28 protein-coding genes and 2 pseudogenes are annotated in these 20,835 nt (G+C 36.0%); 28 read left to right on the top strand and 2 right to left on the bottom strand.

All coding sequences use genetic code 11. From position 1 onward, the window contains the following. Positions 1–5 precede the first annotated feature (5 nt). From PGLA_RS20660 to PGLA_RS20575, 18 genes and pseudogenes are all read left to right on the top strand, one after another. Positions 6–371, top strand: a pseudogene (locus tag PGLA_RS20660) (IS256 family transposase); the annotation flags it as partial. 300 nt (positions 372–671) lie between these two features. Then, on the top strand, positions 672–953 hold the full coding sequence (locus PGLA_RS20655; protein ID WP_245700202.1) for a hypothetical protein: 282 nt from the start codon (positions 672–674) through the stop codon (positions 951–953). 151 nt (positions 954–1,104) lie between these two features. Continuing rightward, the gene (locus tag PGLA_RS27090) at positions 1,105–1,893 is read left to right on the top strand and encodes a CdiA C-terminal domain-containing protein (RefSeq protein WP_084411352.1); all 789 of its coding nucleotides are present in this window, start codon (positions 1,105–1,107) and stop codon (positions 1,891–1,893) included. Between the two features lies 1 nt (position 1,894). Next, positions 1,895–2,395: a hypothetical protein gene (locus PGLA_RS20645; protein WP_068536503.1), complete on the top strand. Its 501-nt coding sequence runs from the start codon at positions 1,895–1,897 to the stop codon at positions 2,393–2,395. Between the two features lie 299 nt (positions 2,396–2,694). Then, positions 2,695–2,952: a hypothetical protein gene (locus PGLA_RS20640; protein ID WP_068536501.1), complete on the top strand. Its 258-nt coding sequence runs from the start codon at positions 2,695–2,697 to the stop codon at positions 2,950–2,952. A 69-nt stretch (positions 2,953–3,021) separates the two neighbouring features. Continuing rightward, positions 3,022–3,357 (top strand): CdiA C-terminal domain-containing protein, encoded by a 336-nt coding sequence (locus PGLA_RS20635; protein WP_068536499.1) that lies wholly within the window; start codon positions 3,022–3,024, stop codon positions 3,355–3,357. Beyond that, complete coding sequence (locus PGLA_RS20630) at positions 3,358–3,885, top strand: hypothetical protein (protein WP_068536497.1); 528 nt, start codon at positions 3,358–3,360, stop codon at positions 3,883–3,885. A 121-nt stretch (positions 3,886–4,006) separates the two neighbouring features. Further along, positions 4,007–4,183, top strand: coding sequence for a hypothetical protein (locus PGLA_RS28215; protein ID WP_161487973.1), 177 nt, complete (start codon positions 4,007–4,009; stop codon positions 4,181–4,183). Between the two features lie 27 nt (positions 4,184–4,210). Continuing rightward, positions 4,211–4,657, top strand: coding sequence for an EndoU domain-containing protein (locus PGLA_RS20620; RefSeq protein ID WP_068536492.1), 447 nt, complete (start codon positions 4,211–4,213; stop codon positions 4,655–4,657). 104 nt (positions 4,658–4,761) lie between these two features. Further along, positions 4,762–5,226 (top strand): hypothetical protein, encoded by a 465-nt coding sequence (locus PGLA_RS20615; protein ID WP_068536490.1) that lies wholly within the window; start codon positions 4,762–4,764, stop codon positions 5,224–5,226. A gap of 273 nt (positions 5,227–5,499) precedes the next feature. Continuing rightward, positions 5,500–5,859: a hypothetical protein gene (locus tag PGLA_RS20610; protein ID WP_068536489.1), complete on the top strand. Its 360-nt coding sequence runs from the start codon at positions 5,500–5,502 to the stop codon at positions 5,857–5,859. A gap of 187 nt (positions 5,860–6,046) precedes the next feature. After that, complete coding sequence (locus PGLA_RS28210) at positions 6,047–6,880, top strand: hypothetical protein (RefSeq protein ID WP_161487972.1); 834 nt, start codon at positions 6,047–6,049, stop codon at positions 6,878–6,880. A 29-nt stretch (positions 6,881–6,909) separates the two neighbouring features. Next, positions 6,910–7,626 carry a pentapeptide repeat-containing protein gene (locus PGLA_RS20600; RefSeq protein ID WP_068536488.1) on the top strand — a complete coding sequence of 239 codons (717 nt, stop codon included), beginning with the start codon at positions 6,910–6,912 and terminating at the stop codon, positions 7,624–7,626. 316 nt (positions 7,627–7,942) lie between these two features. Further along, on the top strand, positions 7,943–8,356 hold the full coding sequence (locus tag PGLA_RS28425; protein WP_068536486.1) for a hypothetical protein: 414 nt from the start codon (positions 7,943–7,945) through the stop codon (positions 8,354–8,356). Between the two features lie 26 nt (positions 8,357–8,382). Then, positions 8,383–8,598 carry a hypothetical protein gene (locus tag PGLA_RS20590; protein WP_161487971.1) on the top strand — a complete coding sequence of 72 codons (216 nt, stop codon included), beginning with the start codon at positions 8,383–8,385 and terminating at the stop codon, positions 8,596–8,598. 90 nt (positions 8,599–8,688) lie between these two features. After that, the gene (locus tag PGLA_RS20585; protein WP_068536482.1) at positions 8,689–9,192 is read left to right on the top strand and encodes a hypothetical protein; all 504 of its coding nucleotides are present in this window, start codon (positions 8,689–8,691) and stop codon (positions 9,190–9,192) included. Between the two features lie 44 nt (positions 9,193–9,236). Further along, positions 9,237–9,674 (top strand): Imm48 family immunity protein, encoded by a 438-nt coding sequence (gene imm48 / locus PGLA_RS20580; protein WP_084411350.1) that lies wholly within the window; start codon positions 9,237–9,239, stop codon positions 9,672–9,674. 173 nt (positions 9,675–9,847) lie between these two features. Beyond that, positions 9,848–10,198 carry a DUF2185 domain-containing protein gene (locus PGLA_RS20575; RefSeq protein WP_068536479.1) on the top strand — a complete coding sequence of 117 codons (351 nt, stop codon included), beginning with the start codon at positions 9,848–9,850 and terminating at the stop codon, positions 10,196–10,198. Positions 10,199–11,035: 837 nt separating this feature from the next. Here the strand turns inward: PGLA_RS20575 and PGLA_RS20570 are convergent. Next, positions 11,036–11,374, bottom strand: coding sequence for a hypothetical protein (locus tag PGLA_RS20570; protein ID WP_068536477.1), 339 nt, complete (start codon positions 11,372–11,374; stop codon positions 11,036–11,038). A 177-nt stretch (positions 11,375–11,551) separates the two neighbouring features. Here PGLA_RS20570 and PGLA_RS20565 point away from each other — a divergent pair, with 177 nt between their 5' ends. From PGLA_RS20565 to PGLA_RS20525, 8 genes and pseudogenes are all read left to right on the top strand, one after another. Beyond that, positions 11,552–11,776, top strand: coding sequence for a helix-turn-helix domain-containing protein (locus tag PGLA_RS20565; RefSeq protein WP_068536475.1), 225 nt, complete (start codon positions 11,552–11,554; stop codon positions 11,774–11,776). A gap of 261 nt (positions 11,777–12,037) precedes the next feature. Then, positions 12,038–12,838 carry an Imm47 family immunity protein gene (gene imm47, locus PGLA_RS20555; protein ID WP_068536470.1) on the top strand — a complete coding sequence of 267 codons (801 nt, stop codon included), beginning with the start codon at positions 12,038–12,040 and terminating at the stop codon, positions 12,836–12,838. A gap of 177 nt (positions 12,839–13,015) precedes the next feature. Next, positions 13,016–13,231 (top strand): hypothetical protein, encoded by a 216-nt coding sequence (locus PGLA_RS20550; protein ID WP_211269594.1) that lies wholly within the window; start codon positions 13,016–13,018, stop codon positions 13,229–13,231. A gap of 25 nt (positions 13,232–13,256) precedes the next feature. After that, on the top strand, positions 13,257–13,724 hold the full coding sequence (locus tag PGLA_RS20545) for an Imm30 family immunity protein (RefSeq protein WP_068536466.1): 468 nt from the start codon (positions 13,257–13,259) through the stop codon (positions 13,722–13,724). 438 nt (positions 13,725–14,162) lie between these two features. Continuing rightward, a pseudogene (locus tag PGLA_RS20540) lies at positions 14,163–14,392 on the top strand (DUF6985 domain-containing protein); the annotation flags it as partial. A 437-nt stretch (positions 14,393–14,829) separates the two neighbouring features. After that, a complete protein-coding gene (locus tag PGLA_RS20535; RefSeq protein ID WP_068536464.1) occupies positions 14,830–16,155 on the top strand; it encodes a glycosyltransferase family 2 protein in 1,326 nt (441 codons plus the stop codon). 51 nt (positions 16,156–16,206) lie between these two features. After that, entirely contained in the window at positions 16,207–17,307 is a 1,101-nt protein-coding gene (locus PGLA_RS20530) for an acyltransferase (protein WP_068536462.1), read from the top strand. Between the two features lie 4 nt (positions 17,308–17,311). After that, positions 17,312–18,448 carry a glycoside hydrolase family 18 protein gene (locus PGLA_RS20525; RefSeq protein WP_068536524.1) on the top strand — a complete coding sequence of 379 codons (1,137 nt, stop codon included), beginning with the start codon at positions 17,312–17,314 and terminating at the stop codon, positions 18,446–18,448. Positions 18,449–18,546: 98 nt separating this feature from the next. On the opposite strand, the gene PGLA_RS20520 is transcribed toward PGLA_RS20525, so the two are convergent. After that, complete coding sequence (locus PGLA_RS20520; protein ID WP_068536456.1) at positions 18,547–19,260, bottom strand: peptidylprolyl isomerase; 714 nt, start codon at positions 19,258–19,260, stop codon at positions 18,547–18,549. Positions 19,261–19,433: 173 nt separating this feature from the next. Between PGLA_RS20520 and PGLA_RS20515 the strand changes: the two genes are divergently transcribed. Continuing rightward, positions 19,434–20,360, top strand: a complete 927-nt coding sequence (locus tag PGLA_RS20515) for a hypothetical protein (RefSeq protein ID WP_068536454.1) — start codon at positions 19,434–19,436, stop codon at positions 20,358–20,360. A 24-nt stretch (positions 20,361–20,384) separates the two neighbouring features. Beyond that, a complete protein-coding gene (locus PGLA_RS20510) occupies positions 20,385–20,753 on the top strand; it encodes a zinc ribbon domain-containing protein (protein WP_068536453.1) in 369 nt (122 codons plus the stop codon). Positions 20,754–20,835: the final 82 nt, after the last annotated feature.

Raw genomic sequence — 20,835 nt, 5'->3', positions numbered from 1 at the left:
ATTTATTGGAAAAAATTCACTTTAAGGTCAAGCATGAGGGCTCTATTGTAAACAAAGCAGCCTATATGGTCATTGGTATTGATTTGGATGGATGTAAAGACGTTCTTGGAATGTGGATCGGCGAAAATGAATCCTCCAAGTTCTGGCTCAGTGTCCTTAATGATCTGAAAAACCGCGGTGTACAAGACATTCTCATCACATGCGTAGACAACTTAGCAGGCTTCACTCAAGCGATTACAGCCTGTTATCCGCAAACAGAGATCCAAAAATGCATCATTCATCAGATTCGCAACTCTACTCGATTTGTCTCCTACAAAGACTTGAAGAAAGTGACCGCTGATCTAAAACCCATTTACAAAGCTGTAAATGAGGGTCTGTCTAATCTTTTGTGTAAGCTCGCTTTATAATAATATCGTAATTAAAGCCAATAATTTTTACTTCATAAACTTAAAAAAAGCTCATTCCAACTTGAAATTAGTAGGAATGAGCTTTTTCCATGTCTAGACCAAGTTAGTTTGTATTAAGTCTTATGGTCACTCAGTTTTTAGATGGCTTGCTATGAAGGAAATAGAGGCGATGCTATTAATTAATAAAATGCCACAGAAAGTCAAAAATCAATTAAACTAGCTCCTAAAGGTAAGCTACCCAGAAACAGAACCGGATCTTCAATCATGGGTAAGTTAGCTACACTGTTTACAGATCCAGCGGATGCTAAACTTGCTAAAACAGCGAGTACGTTTGATATCGGATGGCTAAAACTACTCGAAGTAATTGAAAAACTATTGCGGTTAAACAATCTGGATTTGGTTGTTGAGGATCACACCACGTATCCTTTATTGAAAAGAGTTAACGGGCGCTTGATTATTAATAGTAATTTAGATTATCGGGCATGGTATTTGACAAAAGAAAATCTAGCACTATTGAATTATCCTTATGAAGAAGATTTTTTATAGATAGTGAGTATATAAGGAAATCTCTTCCTATTGGTTGGATAATAGTGACACCAGAGTCTGTCAATAATTTTTTGGATCTTTCGTACAATACAAGCTAGAAGCACGTATTGTGGTTTCTTTTTTTCATGAGTTGATATATAGGAAACAACCTATGGATCAAGATGTTGTCAATGTCTTAGGATTAATATTGGGCGGAGCAGAGCTGGTTTTAGGGTTTAGGGCATTACTCAAATCAGGGGATCTGGCAGCTAATGCACGGTATATTGATGATCTCGAGGATATATTGGACGATGTGAGGTTGGTTCCTGAGGGGACTGATAATTCTGCAAAGATACCTAGAACAGGACCAGAATGGGATGAGTATTTCCGTTCAAAATATGGTGATGAGAATGTGAACTGGAAAACGCGTTCTGAATACAAACTACATGGCCCTAATCATATTCCTTATACACCTAAAATTAGACCGAATTCTATAATTACTAAACCTTCATTACCCAAGGGAGGAAAACCAGAAGGAAATTATGCTGATGTTAAAGGTAAAGATGGCCGAGGATTAGAAAGACAAAATGAAGCTGCAGATGTGCTTGCGGAAAATGGATATCGTACTGTAATGCTTGATGAACTTCCAAATGGAAGTTTTGATGGAAATGGCTATGGTATTAATCCTGATAAAAGTCCGGACTTCATAATAGAGCGGCAGGTATTTGATTGTTATGCTCCTAATTCAACTATTCTAAAGAACGTACTTGACCAGCTTAGAGATAAAACTACAAAACAAGCAAGAAGAATAGTGTTAAATTTAAATGATTATCCTATTGGAAAAAGGGCTGAACTTATTGAGTTTTTATTAAGTCAAACTAACAAGGATTTAAAATATTTAAATGAACTATCAGTCATTGAAGGTCGTCAAGTAACTAGAGCGTACTGGAGGTTTGAATAAGATGGATTTTAGATTATCAGTTGGTTCTAATTTGCCCAAAGAAGAATTGGGGAAATTGCTCTACAATATGTTATGCGAAGTATTATTTGTAGAATTAATTAATTATGAGGCAGAGGTATGGGATCGATCTGGTAATCAATACGTGAGCATCGGCTGCACATATTTTTCTATGAGCATTAATCTAGATGATGAAGATGAATATATAGAACGTTTTCGAGAAATGAATCACGAAGCATACGGTGTGAATACTATTGTACTTATTAGTATTCAATTTAAAACGAGTACGTTTGATATCGGATGGTTAAAACTACTCGAAGTAATTGAAAAACTATTGCGGTTAAACAATCTGGATTTGGTTGTTGAGGATCACACCACGTATCCTCTATTGAAAAGAGTTAACGGGCGCTTGATTATTAATAGTAATTTAGATTATCGGGCATGGTATTTGACAAAAGAAAATCTAGCACTATTGAATTATCCTTATGAAGAAGATTTTTTATAGATAGTGAGTATATAAGGAAATCTCTTCCTATTGGTTGGATAATAGTGACACCAGAGTCTGTCAATAATTTTTTGGATCTTTCGTACAATACAACGCCACAATGCGAGCTAGAAGCACGTATTGTGGTTTCTTTTTTTCATGAGTTGATATATCGGAAGCAACCTAGGAATGGATCAAGATGTTGTCAATGTCTTAGGATTAATATTGGGCGGAGCAGAGCTTAGTTAGGGCTGAAGGCATTACTCAAATCAGGGGATCTGGCAGCTAATGCGCGGTATATTGATGATCTCGAGGATATAATGGATGATGTGAGGTTGGTTCCTGAGGGGACTTATAATTCTACAAAGATACCTAGAACAGGACCAGAATGGGATGATTATTTCCGTTCAAAATATGGTGATAAAAATGTAGACTGGAAAACTAGTTCTGAGTACTATCCACATCCTCCTAAATATATTCCTTATACACCTAAAATCAGGCCAAATGCAACAATTACGAAGCCTTCGTTACCTAAGGGAGGGAAACCAGAAGGAGAATATGCTAAAGCTACAGGTTAAGATGCTCGAGGATTAGAAAGACAAAATGAAGCTGCTGATGTACTCGTGGAACAAGGATATCGTACTATAATGCTTGACGAAGTCCCCAATGGAAATGGTTTTGGTGGAAACGGCTATGGTATTGATCCCCAAAAAAGTCCAGACTTCATTATTGAAGGGCAGGTTTTTGATTGTTACGCGCCTGATATAAATACGAAACTAGACAACGTTCTCAGAACTCTCAGAGAGAAAACTACAAAACAAGCTAGAAGAACAGTATTAAATTTAAATGATTATCCTGTTGAAAAAAGAGCTGAGCTTATTGAATTTATAAAAAGTCAAACACACAAGGATTCAAAACAATTAGATGAACTATTGATCATTGAAGGTCGTCAAGTAACTAGAGCGTACTGGAGGTTTGAGTAAATGGATTTTTGGCTATCTATTGGTTCTGAATTGCCTAGAGAATCCCTTGGGAAGTTGCTTTACAATATGATATATGATGTATTAGTTTTGGAATTAAATATATATGAAGCAGAAGTAAAGGATTGGTCTAATACTCAATGTGTGAGTATTGGTTGTACTTATTTTACTATTAGCATTAATTTAGATGATGAGGATGAATATATAGAACGTTATCGTAAGCTGAATCTCGAAACGCATGGTGTGGATACAAACGTTGATATTAGTATCCAATTTATATCGCGTACTTTTGATACCGGGTGGTTAAAATTCCTTGAACTTATCGGGAAATTATTACAATTTAATAGTCAGGATTTGGTTGTTGAAGATGATTCCTCATATCCACTATTGAAGAGAATTGACGGGTGTTTATTTATAAATAGTAGGCTAGATGAATATCGAACGTGGTATATGACTAAAGAAAATCTAGAACTACTGAACTACCCATATCTAGAAGAGGATTTTTTTAAAGATAGCGAGTTTAGAAAGTAATCACTTCCTATTTGTTAAATAACAGTGACATCAGAGTTGTCTATAATTTTATGGATCTTTCGTACAACACAACGCCACAATGCGAGCTGGACGCCCGTATTGTGGTTTCTCTTTTCATGAGTTGATATATAGGAAACAACCTATAGATCAAGATGTTGTCAATGTCTTAGGATTAATATTGGGCGGAGCAGAGCTAGTTTTAGGGTTTAAGGCATTACTCAAATCAGGGGATCTGGCAGCTAATGCGCGGTATATTGATAATCTCGATACTTTGGATGATACGCTGAAGGCTGGATGAAAGCGGAATTCGATTAATGGCGAGTACGTGGATGAGTTACGTGCAGGTATCAAGGAAAATATTGCTAATAGTAAAGCCGCAAGCGAAGCATCAAAATATGGTAATTACCTGAAATTAGAAAAGGAACTTCTCGAAAAGATAGAGAAAAAGAAATGGCTTGAGAGTCTACAAAACACAGAAAACTTCAAACAAGGGACCAAAGAAAATGCATTAAATCACATTTTTGATGGTGAAGTTCTCAAAAATGGAAATGCCAACGGTTTTCATTATGAAGGAATGCCTAATAGTAATGGTAAAATTGTCGGGAATGTTGATCCACCTAATGAGTTTGGTGTGTATCAAGTCAATATTGAAGTTAATGGAGTATTAAAGAAACCTAAATCCACATTTTTTCCAAAGGAATGGACTCCAAAACAGGTGATAGATGCCATAAATGAAGCTTTTAATAATAAAGCAATTGTAAAAAAACAATAAATATTTAGGGGAAACAAGCACGGGAATGGAAATAGAGCTTGTTTTAAGAAATGGTAAGATAATTTCAGCTTATCCAGTACATTAAATTGGAGGAGATTTTAATAATGATTAAGTATAAATATAAATTGAAACGTATGGAGAGATTTAATATAGTTGTATTAGATTTTGATGAAGAAGAATCACTGAAATTCGCAAATATGATAAGTGACCCATTAGGATCTGATATACCATGGAGATTTAAAGATTTGAAAATTGATATTGATAATTATATTGATTTATTAAGAGGGAATATACCACAATATAACCATGGAGGAAATGCATCTAGCGTTATATCCGATAGAGACTATACAATAATTGAAGATCCTTTTTATGACGAGGAAGAAGATGAAGTTGAACCGATCTGTAAATTAGAGACAGTTGAATTTGTGAAAATCATATTAGTATGGGCTTATGAAACTTATAAATATAAAAGCGAGCGGGGGGTGATTGCTCGAGAAGAGGCAGAAACGGTTATGAACTGGATTGATCAGAAAATGTTAGAAGTTAAGAGTATAGAAAATAACGAATAAATATAACAAACGCTAAACATATATATAAGGTAATGAGAAGCTTATTCCTATGAGAGTCATAATGAGGAATAGGCTTTTTATATGCTTGGAAAAAGTAGAGGAAACTGAAAGATGAAACTACCTTAAGCACGGATTAAGGTCTATTTTCCAAGTGGGATACAGAAGAAAACCATTGCAATTAATTCAGTTTGTGGTAGTAGTGGAGAAATGAAGTCCAGAACCGTGTTTCAAAAGCCTACGACAAAGGTGTTTCACATGCCGGGAGTAGCAAAAATGGAGTTTGGAGATGATGGAGTATTATTTGAGAAAGACTCCGTTCGAATTCATTTGGATGGTAGTAATATTAGGCTCGAAGCAGACAAATACCTTTTCGTAGTAGCAAGTAATGGTCTGGAACTGGGCAATAACAATTTTGTGGTAGAATCGATAAAAATGATAGCGAATGATTTCATCTCATTTCAAACCTTTGATAAGCAGGAGCCTATAGCGATTCAAGGGGATCGCGTGGGAATTAAGAGTAAGGAAGTACGGTTTGAAAAGAAAGAAATACCGCTTGTCGACATGTTAAATGCGACCGAACTGCAAGAGTTATATAGTGACTTATTGGTCAGAGAACATTACAGAAATGGCTAGTCAAAATCCTGGTAGTAGGCATATAGTCACTATCTCAAGTGATAGTCCTAACCTTGATGGACACCCGCCGAGTCCTCGTCCAAACCAACCTTTATCAGAGGGAAGTGATATATATTATACAGATCCCGGTTTGGGTAAGATTACTCGTAATGGATCATTGATAAGGAGACAGGGGAGGCATATTGGGGTGAATTGGAATAAAATAAAGGAGGGTGATGTTTTGGATAAAAAAAATCTACCAAAAACTTTCTCAATATCTATGTTCCCTACAGTATCATTAGAAAATGAACAAACTCTTAATAGTCTTCTTGATGTTTTTGAACTTTATAATAACTTAATCCCAACACATTGGGGTAATAATGAAACAATACGATTAAATTATGATAAGCAGGAAATCGTTGAACAGATAGTTAGGAAGCAACCAAGATTCTCTGAGATTCATCTTCATAGAACAACTGAAATGAAATACAATGGGTATTTTAGCTTGGATGGTAGCAACTTTCGTTCTTTTTTAACTTTTAATTTCACTTCTTTGCCTCAAGCCCAATGGCCTATACTATTTGAGTTATCAGAGCGCTTAGCTGAAATTGTTAAGCCTAGGTATGGCAATACTCATATTTATTGGCCATCTACAATACCTTGGACTACGGACCTTCAAAAATATCATAGATGGATGAACTTTAGTGCACAAATCGCCCCTGTTAATTTTGGTCCGAGAGGTCCTCTTGGTTTGGGTCTTCGCACCTATTTTAATAATGAATTAGTAGAGTTATTAGGTAGAGACGTACTTCAGAATATGCCAGCCCTCATTTGTGAAAAGGAATGGGGAGGGGTTCAAATTGACATCACAGAAAAGCCGTGGGAATCGTCCCCTGACCAATTATTAGATTCTTGGCTAAAGGCAACGGATCATCTGGAAGCAACTGAAATACTGGCAGTTCCCAATTACAGCAAAGATAAAAGAACGGTTACCTTTGCTGTAAATAAAAAATGGAAAGAATTTATTGATAGCATCAAATAAACTTCGTGAAGTAGAATGGTGGTGTTATATTGACTAATGATAACGATGCAAGAAAAAAAGTCACAGAAATCATTAACCGAGCACAAAACAATAAAGAACATATCAATGGTATGGAAATAAGCAGTGAAATCGATCTTTCATTTTCAGATTTTACTGAGATCATGGCAGATTGTTTATACGCTAATGAAGTGAATTTTAAAGCCTCTTCCTTTGTGGGAGTTTCATTTCGAGACTGTGAATTTATAGCTGCTAATTTTGAAAGCTGTAATCTAGAGAAAGCGGAGATGCTAGACTCGGTAATGAGTAGGGCTAATTTCAGAGAGGTTCAAATGAAATATGCTCAAATCATTGTCAGCACATGTATTGAGACATGTTTTGATGGAGTCAATTTCACTAAAGGTAACTTATCAGGTTCAACTCTTTTAGAGGCAAAGTTCCGTAAAGCAGATCTTAGCGAAATTAATGCTGACGAGACATTTTTTGATAGAGCTGATTTGACAGGAGCCATTCTTATCAATGGTAATTTTAATGGCTCTGATTTTATTGATGCGAATTTAACTGATGTTGATGCAAGAAATGCTGATTTTAAGAATGCAGATTTAAGCGGAGCTATTCTATGTAATGGTAATTTCGCAGGAGTTGATTTCACCAACACACAGCTAAATGGGGTAAAGTGGACGGGAGCGAATATTGAGGGAGCTACGTTTGATGATGGTATCAAAGAAAATATAGATAAATTGATATAATTCGTAATAATTTTAGTGATTTGATAAACGGGTTTACTAATGTGAAGGTCTTAATGGAGGTTATGATTCTCTGTTGAGACCTTCTTACTCTCGCCCTAGGATATGCAGACCGAGTAAACGTCTGCTTTGCTTACGTCGGTGTTTATGGCCTAGGAAATACAACCAACAATGCTACAATGCGATCTAGCCCGTATTGTGGTCTTTTTAGTTTATGGCTCTGTTGCGGCGGTTGATGAAATAGACCCCACCTAGTAAGGAGTAAACCCATCATTCAGCTCTGTTACATCGAATAGGTCGATAATGGTCAGATACTATCATGATTGCTCTATATTTTGTGGTGCTCGATGTGGCAGGACTGATTCCAGGTATCGGAGAAGCAGCGGATTCACTGAATGCGGGAATATATGCGGCACGTGGAGACTACGCGAACGCAGCCCTATCTGCGGCGGCAGCAATTCCGTTCGTAGGCTGGGGTGCAACGGCAGCGAAGGTCGTAGGCAAAGGGATTAGTAAAGTTAATGCAGGTAAGAAGTTGGTGCAGGCAACAACACGAGCCGTAGATGCGGTCCAAGCATTGCGTAAAACCGCAGATATGGCGTCTGGGTTCGCCAGCGGAGGTCTGGGGAAAGTGTTTACCAATGCGAGGAAGATGGCAAACAACCTCGGACTCGGCGAGCAAGTGATGAAGCTGAAGAACGTGATGCAGTCACCTGACGATGAAGAGTCCTAAATTGAACTAAAGCTACCGCAACGCATGTGGGGATACAGTACGGTAAGAGTCTAGCGATGGAACAGGCGATGCAAGAGGGAATGCGGTACGAATTGGTCGGAGATAAGATGCGTGCAGCACTAACCATGATATCCATTATGAATGGTTCCAAGCGCAGCGGAGGAAAAAACAATTCTTCTGGTTTTACAGATTCATCAAAGAGTAAAATATGGTTTGCTTGGCGGTATGAATGTGCCATTTAAAGACTAGGAAGAATGGGCTACCTAAGATCCCAGGGAGAATATATAGTATATATAGGGATCTGAATTGATAGATAATGGAGTTGAAGATAAATGAAAAAGATAAATGTTAGTCAAGAATTATTAGGGGAATTTGATAATATTCAGTGGTTCATAAATTGTGGTAAAGTAGTGAATATCGAGTTGTCATGTTCGGTTCAACATGTTCAGGGGTGGGAAGAGGCAGAGAAATACGATGAGCAGGAAGAATGGGAAGAGCTTATTTCAAATAGCCGAGATATATTAGCTGATTTTATTATGAGAAAGCTGGGCTATAGTGTAAGACAATTTAATTCTGTAGTTGCTTCAATTAGAGATTCGGTACAGTATAAATTATCAGTTACTAAGCTATACGATATAATCGAGGAGCAAGATATAAAAGAAGAGTTTGGTGCTACTCTAAGTTGGCTATTACTGAACGCAGGTATAGAAGCCACATTTAAAGAATTTAAGGGTTGCCCAAATTTTTTTAGGGAAATGTTACTGATTTTTCAACATGGACATTGCCCATGTGGCTGGAAGGGAAAGTGGCCTAAAGGAATGCTATATATTTACTAAATGTTACTTCTCAAGGAAAAAGTATTATGAGGGGAAATAAAATAATGACTGATGTTATAGAACCAAATAAATTAGATGAAGTGAAAATAAATAATGCAGTAAAAGAGCTAAGACTTTTCTCAGAAAAGATATTTGATCTCATTGAAATCAAATTTGATGAGACCACGGAACTTGAGAGGCAAGTTATCGCTGTATTCTGTTTTGGCGCAATAAATGTAATAATTCAAAGGGACGATCTCAGCCAGCCACAGGCTTATGCATTAGCTATAGCGTTATTGATCAATGTGTTTAAGTATGATGAAGGACAAGCCGTTCCATTTGCTGATGACTTGATAAAAGCAACAAATAAAGAAAATCATCCAGTAATGAATACAATTATTCATAGGGGGATAGACGGACATTATCAGTTTGTCGAGAAACTTTATGGAAATTTAAAGTCAAATATAATAGATGTTTTAAACGTAGTGAAAAAGAAAGTATAAACTTTAGTAATAAAGGTAAATAAAAGAGTGTCTTAAGTGGCGAGCGTTTCTAGGTAATCTACCCGGAGAGGTCGCCATTTTTTCTGGAATAGATCCTTGTTGTATTATGGATCTTCATTCAAGAGAATATTCTTGGAGGAATGAGGTCGTAGAGATTATAAAGGAGTTTGAAAATGAAAATAAATAACAGTGAATACGGTGGCTTTGTAGTTTCTAAAAATATTAATTCGGGTTTTCCTATTAGGTATTCATTTCGAGAAAAAAGTTCTATACCACAATTAAACGGGTGGAATTTATATTCTATAGTAGATGATGATGATTATATTAATAATGCAGAAAATTTTACAATTCTAAGTGCTGAATCTATTTTTGAAATATCCCCTATAATTTTAGAGTTTTTTGATGCCCCATACGGAACTGATATATGTTGGTTATATGAAGAAGGAGTACACACAGGATTTTATGACATAATTTCCGAAAAAGAAGTTACACTTAGTGAAATTCTGAGAAACACTAGGATCTAAGTGTGCGTCAAACCTTTCCAACCTTCGGTAGAAGAAATTTAACAAATAACAAAATAGAACAAATGATTGAACTATTTATGGTGAAACTATCCGATTTGTAAATTGACAGTTAGCTAGAATACCAAAACGCGTGAATGTCGCCAGTATTGATGTCTTTTTTTGTGGAACTAGGTGGGGGCGATTTGAAGCCCCACTCAGTGACGAATGAACTCACCATTTAACCAATAACACACTTAACCCAAGAATACCGCTACAAACATTTCATCATTTACGTGTACGCATACAAAATGCTTGAAAAGTATAACCTAATTAACGCTAAGGCGTTACATAAAACAGGTCGATTATGGTCAGATACCACCATGATTGACCTGTTTTTTTATCTTCGCTTTCTTACGTTTTTTCAAATTCAATTGCAACTGTAGAATACCCCGCGGCGATAGAGACGGTGTGAAGCATGAATCGCAACTAATAAGCAGTGGCACGACAACTTGAATAAAGGCAGACAAAGTAAAGAGTACAGTGTCCGCAACTTACCTGACCCTTGCAGCGATGATTATGATGTAGGAAAGAAATCTGGTGACTATCAGTCAACATAGGTATGGGATCCCCTTTTAGGCTAGCCACCTTGCTCAAACGGAGTCAAGTTGATGTTAAAGCCATTAAGCAATCAAATCATAGTATTTACGTTTATAAACCAACGATGTCTAGTGAATGGTATGTTGGAGTACCCAATCATTATTAGCGTTTGGAAATCGCATTGAAGCTTGGTAGAGGGAGAAAGACCATTATGAGTGGATCATGAACGATGTATCGGGAGCTACCTGTTTAACAAGTTTATCAAATCTCCATTTCTAAAAATAAATCTCCGGATGCTAAATTTATTAATTTTGAAATCAAAAACTCTAATGCATTCATGGTTTTAAGTTTTTGAAAGATCTCAGTAATTACAATCGTATCCTCACGGGTCACACCTGTAGCTAGTATTATACCAGTCGCTTCGGTACTTTCGGTGTACAAATGGGCATGATCAGAGATTTTACGAACCTTCCGAAACCGGAGATAACCCCCGTTAATATACATAGCATGATTGTAATCAACGAGGTAACCCAGAGAAATTTCATAACTGAGATCGTCAGCATCATATGGACCTAAAACAATACAAATTTGTTCAAGCAAGTAAACCAACGACCCTTCGTTAATTTATAGTGAGATACTTTGAATTCGAAAACCAACGGTGAACATGTATTTTTTTGTTGCTTCGTACGCTTAAGCGTACGTCATTTAAATGAATTATATCGTACGCTTATAGGTACAGTCAATGACTAGAATGATGATAGTTTGGAGTGTATAAGTATGAAGAAGAAAGTGCGTGTGACGCTGGATGAATTGTTACAGCGAAAGGGCATGAGCATGAATGAATTGGCTTTAAAGGCTGATGTTCGTAGGGCTGCTATTTCTGAGCTTATCAATGGTAAGAGAGGAAACATCAACTTCCGTCACATTGAGCAGATCGCTGAAGTACTTAAGATATCAGATATTAGAGAGATCATTACACTAGTTGAGGAGGAGGATGATTAGGTTATTCCTCCATATCGACGTATCAGGGTCTGTCATCATAAATAGAACAATCGCACAATACAACCAACAGAACCTTACACTTATAAATTTACTAAACACTTTGAAAAACTTAGAAGACTTATTCCACTTGAACTATGAGTATGAACAAGTCTTTTTTGCATGCCATCAGTGGATTATAAGACAGAAATTGAGATGATTGGAATAAACGATACTGAGGGTTTAATAGACACAGAATCAGAATAATGAATAGGAGATGTTAAATTGGCACAATCCGATAATCTAATGCCTAGTATTTGGTATGGAGAAAAAAACTCTAGTGGCGATATTAGTTTGTTGAAAGAATCTATTACAAAAATAACCACTGAAAAACAGTGTGTCTTATTAATAAATGACTTATTAAAACTAGGTGATTTTACAGCTAAAAGTTTACTGATTCAATTGTTGAATACCGCTACGGATGAAAATGTTATGAATTTATGTATAAGATTATTTTGTTCGGTTGCGTCACATCAAGATCTATTAAACAATGAAAATTTATTGTTTCTTTCCAATGTATCTGAAGATAATGCGGACACATTTGCATCATGCGCTCTATATACGTTATCTTATGATGCAACTCCATATTTATTAGCAATGCTAGAAGAATGGGAGGATACTAATGTAGAAGAAACAATTAGGAATACCTTGGATATTATGCTTAACTATTCTGATACATTAGATGAAAAGGCACCAGTTGACGAAATTGGAAACCTATATCTTGATTATATAAAAGGAATTAACAATGATAAGTATTATTATTATATGGAACCCGTGTTTCCAGGAGAGTTAGCTAAGAAACTAGTTGAGAAAGCAGCAATATCATTGAAAAATAAGGATATGATAAAAACTAATGTAATTCCCTCTTTGTTATCAGTTTGGAGTGGAATTAAAAGCCCTGTTGAGTACAATACAATTGTTACAGATGAGAAATTCAAAGATGTCCTCAATTATGTTAATGTACTTTCAAAAATGGACTGGAAAATAGGCGGGAAATACTTTTATGGATATTTAATAAATGAATAATCGAGTCTATAAGATTTTATGATTAATATATTTATATTTGTGAAGTATAGGGGCTTTTCTCAAGGTATAAAAACTTTTCATTCATAAATTAATTTGAAGGAATATGGTGATCTGTAAGGTTATCACCAGATACATTGGGCAAGTGGTGGAAGGCATAGAAGAACGCTCACCTATGGTTTGATTCCAAAATCAAGAGCGGAAGACGATATATTATATATGTCTTTATCTCCAAGGGATGCTTTGGCGTTTGACATAAATGATTTAAGGAGAATCCCGAAAGAGGACGGTCTTTACAATAAGGAAACTAGGAAGAAAATAAAAGAATATATAGACTATTATAAAAAATACAAGGTGGACGCCAAAGGGGCATTTAAAAAACCACCGAAACAATGAGAATAGTCGTAAGGGAGGTTTTAATATGTCATTTGAGCAACAAATTAATACTTTATATCAAATGCGGTTTTTAAATAATGAAGGTGATGACATTGATGTATTTACAAGCTTGCTTAACGAATTAGCATATAACGGAGGTAATGAGGTTATCAAGGATTTATGTACTATTTTCGAGGATGATATTGAAGAGCCTTCGGCTGCTGACGACATAATCGAGACTATTTTTTACATTGCAAATCGGAATGGCTTAGATCAGGGAATATATGTTTTAGCGCAAGGCATAGTGAACATGTTGCCTCAGGCGAAAGGTTGGGCTAAAACGCTTCTTAAAACGTTGTTGAATGGAGAGAAATTAATAAGTCCATTTACTGATGCTTTGAAGAAAGTTGACAATGAAACAAAGCAAGTTATTACCAATATTTTAATTGATATCAAAAAGGGACCTTCTAAAAATAATGAAACGATAGATAAGATTTTAGATCAAGCAATTTAACTGAAGGATCGATACAATAATGCAGGTAAGAAGTTGGTGCAGGCAACAACACGAGCCGTAGATGCGGTCCAAGCATTGCGTAAAACCGCAGATATAGCATCCGGGTTCGCCAGCGGAGGTCTGGGGAAAGTTGTTTACCAATGCGAGGAAGATGGCAAACGACCTCGGTCTCGGCGAGCAAGTGATGAAGCTGAAGAACGTGATGCAATCCCTAACGATGAAGAGTCCCAAAATGGCATCAGTCTTGTCGACATCAGGCCATGTGGCGACACAGTACGTAAGCGTCTAGCAATGGAACAAGCGATGCAAGAGGGAATGCGGTACGAATTCGTCAGAGATCTGGTCGAGCAATATGGTGGAGTGGGAGAAATAAACGCAGGGGCATTATGCCTGGAGGATTTGCTACAAAATAGGAAACGAATTAAAGGAGAGTGTAAAATGATAATAAATGATGCGGTTTTTGGTGAACTCGAATATCAGTATGTATGGTTTAAGGACACTACTATTGAGTTTTGTGAAAAAGAATTTGAAATTTCTTTATCGGTAAGTGGTGAAAAGGATGGTAAGTTTTTAGAAAAACAATATATAGCATATCAATCATAAAAAATTGGGAGCAACTACAGCAAGACATTTTACAGCCATTGTTAGATTATTACAAACATACTAGGATGTTGCGATGTGAGTACTTTGGATAGGGGCTACCCAGTGCCGAATGAATCCGTCATTCTACCAATAACACATATAACACATATAGCCCATGTAATACCAGTATAATGATTTCTCCATTATGTTTGTACGCCATCAATGCTTGAATTTTATATCCTAAATAACGCTATTTTGTTGCATTGGACAGGTCGATTATGGTCAGATACCACCATAATTGACCTGTTTTTGTCATTTCATTTCCTCTAAAAATGTAAATGATTGCAGGAGTGAAAAACATAAATAAATATTTTTTTCAGAAAATTTCAAAGATAACGCTTTCAAGTGTTGCTATTTTTGGCTTTATTTACTATTATTTATAATTAATCGGAGGGAGGGATTTATTGGTAAAAAGTCTAATTCATAGGTTTCTAGATTCGAATAGAGAAGAAGGAGTGAGTCCATGCAGTACTTTTTTTACTTATCAACGTTCATTTTTATTGGATTCCAAATTATTTACACGATCATTCCCTTGTTTTTCAGTAAAGTAAAGCAATTAAATACTGATCTTTCTGAAAAGACGATCTCGGTATTAGTTCCTGCTTATAACGAGGAGCTTACAATTAAGAATTGTATAGATGCAATGGAGGGTTTAAATTACAGTAACTATGAAGTCATTATCATTAATGATGGTTCCAAGGATCAGACATTGCAGAAATTAAATGAGCTTTTGGACTTGTCGATAAGTGATAGAGAAGCAGATGGTAAGCTGAATTACGCTGCTATCAAAGGAATATATCGTTCTAAGAAATATGCCAATATATTTGTAATTGATAAATTCAATGGTGGAAAAGCAGATTCCCTCAACGCCGGTATTGATTGCGCTAATTCGGATATCGTTATCACGCTAGATGCAGATAGTATGTTAGAAATTAACTCGCTTAAATATGTGAGTCAATATTTCCATAATGAGGAGATCATCGCTTTAGGGGGTACTGTAAAAATCGTACAGGGCGCTGAGAAGAAGGATGGAGTTATCCAAGATAAATTTACGGGTAAAGGCATTATTAAAAGCCAAGTCATCAGTTACATACATGGATTCTATTGCAGAAAACTAACTCAATCTGCATTTAATTCGATCGTCGTTATTTCAGGCGCATTTGGTGCTTTTTATAAGAATTTATTGGTAGACGTAAACGGATTTAGAAGTACTGTAGGTGAAGATATTGATATTACCTTGAAAATTCATGAGTACATTAAAGCGAATAACTTGAAAAAGAAGCTTGTCTATGCACCAGAAGCTGTATGTTACACGGAATGCCCAGAGAATATAACGAACTTCTACAAACAAAGAATACGTTGGCAGAAAGCTTATGTAGATTGCATATTGATCTATTGGTCCAAATTATCGCGAAAGTTTAGTTTTGGCGTCAGCATCTTTTTTGCTATCGATGGTTTCGTTCTAGGTACATTAACGGCATTTACAACTATTTTTTATCTCATTCAAGGACTTTTTATTGGTACAAATTTAAAACAAATGATCATTCTCATGTCATCTGTTCTTTTGATTAATGCGTTGCAAATTGGGGTTTCGTTGATTCTATGCAAAAAGTATGGAAGCAATTATTCATTAAAGGATTATATCCGGATGTTTGTGTTTAGCCAAGCAGAATTACTGACCTATCGAAATCTACTTCTGTATATGAATATTGTAGGCACGTTTAAATACTTTGATAATGACGAAGGCTGGGGATTCGTTGAGAGAAAAGGTGTTTCAAGTATAAGCTAATTCCTACTTTAGACTTTAGGCATGAGAAAACTTTAATTTTAGGAGGCATATATGAGTCATATACTAAAAGATAAACGAGTTATATTTATCGATATTTTAAGAATATTGTCTATCGTAGCCGTTATCATTTTACATTACACTGCAGATTTACTTACACGGACAAATGATTTCAATACAACATCATGGTGGATCAGTAACCTTTTCAATTCAATATCAAGATTTGCTGTTCCGGTATTCTTTATGATTAGTGGTTCAATGATCCTTCGAGTTGAGGTGAAATCCTATCGTCATTTTTATGTAAAGAAAGTGCTCCCATTAATCATTTCTTTACTAAGTTGGTCCTTAATATATGCCATTTATACCCAATATTTCATTCTAAAAAGCAGTATGGGTGTTTATGATTTTCTTGTTCATTTTGGTAATGGTTTAATATACGACAGAAATTATGTCCATTTATGGTTTCTATATGCCATCATTGCGATATACATAACAGTCCCATTAATTAGTAAGTTAGTAAAGGCATGTAGCGAGAAAGATTTAAGGTATTATCTACTGTGTTGGTTCTTGATAAGTGTAGTGTATAAGTTTGTCTCTGATGTTGTATTTAGAGTAACCTCTGAATATATCAGTATACCCATAACGAATATCCCTTTATTCATGGGTTACTTAGGATATTTTATTCTAGGATATTATCTCTATAACTATGACATATCGACGAAACTCAAGAATCTCTTCTATAACTTGGGCATCCTATCTTTATTTATAACGCCAGTAGCTACATATTTTGCATCTTATTATAGTGGCGTCCTAGATGAGATGTTCTACGGAAATTACTCACTCACAACATTTTGTATGGCAATAGGAATGTTTATTTATTTCCAAGATAAAGAAACGGTTATTAGTGAAAAGCTTAATTACAAAATCAAAAAAATAATTAGTTCAGTTTCTAAAGCAAGTTTTAGTATCTACCTCATTCATTTGTTAGTTGAGCTCCTAGTATCGAAGAGAGCAGAAATAGAAGCGAGTCTATTTGAAACAACATTTAGTCTTATTTTTAATGTAGCTGTTATATTCTCAATAAGTTATGTCACGGTTAAAGTACTAAATCTAAATAAATTTGTTACACAAGTACTATTTGGAGGGAAAAGCTAACATGATAAAAATAAGTCTTTTTACAAAAGCCTTCATAGCTATATTAGTTGTAGGTATGGGTATTTACTTTTACGATACCGTTTATTCTGAAAAGAAAATAACCTCCGTGTACATACCAATCTGGAAAGACTTTAAAGATATAAATCTAAAAGGTAAAAATATCGATATCGCTATTATTGCCTTTGCCAAAATTGATAAAACAAATGTTTATTTTGATCTAGATCCTGCTAAAAATGAGGAGATTAAAGAAAATATAAGGAAACTACAAGAGAATAATAGGAAAACGAGTTTCATACTTGGTGTTGGTGGCTATAAAGCGGATGGATTCTCTGATGCTTCGCTGGATGGAAATCGGTACCACTTTACTGAGAGTATGATTGCAATGGTTAAAGAGTTAGATTTAGATGGGATCGATATAGACTGGGAATATCCAGCTTTTGATTCATGGAATACAACTAAAGCGAGACCTGAAGATACCAAGAACTTTACCAATCTGATGAAGGAACTTAAAGAAAAATTGGATAGACTCCCGCGTAAAAATAAGAATTACTATTTAACCTTTGCTGCTGGGAACGAAGATTGGTTCTTCAAAAACGTTGAAATTAACAAAGTAGAAAAGTATGTGGATTTCATTAATGTCATGAGTTATGACTTAACGGGTGCTTGGTCAGATACGACAGGGTATAATTCGAATTTATTTAAAGATAAGAATGGGAAGAGTATAACTAGCGTAGATCGTATTATTAATTTATATTTAGAACGTAATGTTGATCCTAACAAGCTTCTTTTAGGAATTCCAGCTTATTCTTACGCATGGGAGAATGTAAAAAGTGCTACGAATAAGGATGCCGCATTTTCCATGGGTAAACCTATTGATATAAACAAAGTGGATTTAAGTTACAAGACGATAAAAGATAAGTATTTAGATCAAGATGGATTTAAGCGGTATTTTGACAATACTGCGAAGACGGCTTATTTATATAATGGTGATACCTTTATTACCTATGAAGATGAAGAGGCCTTGGAGGCAAAAGTTAAATATATTAGAGATAAAAAACTAGCAGGTGTCATGGTGTGGGAATATTCTCAAGATTCTGAAGATGGCATTATAAAGTACTTAGCGGATAACCTGAACAAATAATTTCAGACCATGAATGTCCATTCCATCGGTACAATCAAAAAACCGCGACATCCTATAACAGGATATCGCGGTTTTTTTTAATGAAATAGGTTATTGATTTATTTCTCAGTAATTTTAACATCTTTAATCTGAATGGTCTCTGTTGGTACGCTCATTTCTCCGCGTATATCTGCTTCAACAGGAGTGGCAGCAATTTGCTTCACAACATCCATTCCGTTCGTTATTTTACCGAAGATGGTGTAGTTCGGTTGACTGTTCAGAGAACCACTATCGTCACCAGTACAGATGAAGAATTGGCTTCCATTCGTATTCGGGCCTGAATTAGCCATAGCTACAATACCGGGCTCATATTTATAAGTGGTCTTCTCATCTTCGAATTGGTACCCAGGGCCGCCCATTCCAGTTCCTTGTGGATCCCCCGTCTGTACCATAAAGGATTCCATAATACGGTGGAAGATGACGTCGTTGTAGAAACCTTGTTTAGATAGAAACACAAAGTTGTTGACTGTCTTAGGTGCATCTTTCGCGTAAAGTTCGATGGTGAAAGTCCCTTTGTTCGTTGTGACTTCAGCTGCATAGGATTTGGTGCTGTCAATCTCCATCGCTGGAGGATTGTCCCAGCTCTTAGTCGTTCCAGTTGTAGGTGTTTCTTCTGCGGGTGGCGTTGGTTCAACAGGCGTTGTTTGTTCTGTGTTATTCCCTGTTGTTTGATCAGTTGTTGGCTCATTAGCTGGTTTGTTACCGCAACCAGCTAACAATAGAGCAGCAGTAATAAGTGTAATTAACGGCATTAATACATGTTTCTTTTTCATAAATACGTGTCTCACTCCTTATATAACAAATCTTGTCTTATCATATCGATAATTCGCCTAAAAATCTAGTTTACCTCATCCTAACCCATATATTTTACATAAAATTGAAACTTGTTGGGAGTTATTACGTTTTATATTTATTATGGGTGGATTGCAAATTGGAGGGAACGCTCATGTTTCATGATTTAAATGTACGTCTCGCTGAAGTCAAAGAGAAAGGTCGCAGCTATAGAAAGTGGGATAAGCGCCTTGAAGATCTAGTACTTGATTTATCTCATTATGAGAGTGAAACAAAGAACTGGGAACAGCGTCTACAACGTGAAGAGCAGGAAGTGGAAAGACTAACAGGCATGACTTTATCAAACTTGGTTTACAGTATTATGGGTAAGAAGGCAGAAAAGATCGAACGTGAACAGTTAGATGTACTTGAAGCCAAGGTGAAATATGATGAAGCGCTACGTACGATGAAAGACATGGAAGACCAAATACAAGATGTTCAGAAAGAACTCGCACGCCTCAGAGGTTGGAAAGTAGAATATGATGCAATAATACGACAAAAAGAACAATCTCTCGTACACGGAAACAAGGATATTATGGCACTTGTTGACCGACAAACGGATCTTAAGCTGACTCTGAAAGAATTGAAGGAAGCCATTCAGGCGGGCTTCTTGGTCGTGGAGAGTCTGGGGAGTGCTGCGGATGGACTTCAGAAAGCTAGAAATTGGGGTACTTATGATATGCTTGGCGGTGGAATGATCTCAACCCACTTAAAACATAGTAATATTGATGAAGCAATGGAGTATATTCACAATGCTCAAAGGGAATTGAGCCGATTCTCGAAAGAATTAAGAGATGTCCAGGTGAGCGCATCGATTGAGATAGATATTGGTGATTTCCTTAAATTTAGTGATTATTTCTTTGATGGTTTTATTTCGGATTGGATGGTTCAAGGCAGAATTAATGATACACTGGATCAAGTGGAAGCTAAGACATACGTAATTAACGAGATATTACAACAACTGAACAATGAGCATGTGACCCTAGAGTCGGAATTAGCTAATGTTGATCGTCAATATATGACGATCATTGAACAAGCATAATAGAATATACGGAGGTATGAACTTATGAGTTTTTTTGATAAATTGAAATCAGGTGTATCGGAAGCTGGGAATAAAGCCAAGGTAGCTGTAGAAATTAATCGACTGAAGATGCAAAATAGCTCTAAACAAAGGGAAATCTTAGATCATTATCAGGAGATTGGACGCTCTGTCTTTATGTCATTAACGACTGAGAATGAGGTACTTAATAATGAACATCTTGAACCCCTCATACAGCAAATATTAACGTTAAAAGATGAGATTCAGAGGAATCAAGATCAGATGGGACATGTAGGCGATGAGAAAGATTGTATCTGTGGCCAAAAGGTTGCGATGAATGCACGATATTGCCCAGCATGCGGGCATGCGTTTGAAGTTATTGATATCGGAGAGTAGAGTTCATCATTGCTGACTTTAGTAATCGTATCGGGTCTAACCTCAAAAAGCAGGACCATTATGATATGCTCCCATCATAGTA

It is taken from the genome of Paenibacillus glacialis (assembly GCF_001637205.1).
Taxonomy (GTDB): Bacteria; Bacillota; Bacilli; order Paenibacillales; family Paenibacillaceae; genus Paenibacillus_AQ; species Paenibacillus_AQ glacialis.
This window is presented reverse-complemented; position numbering and strand designations above follow the sequence as displayed.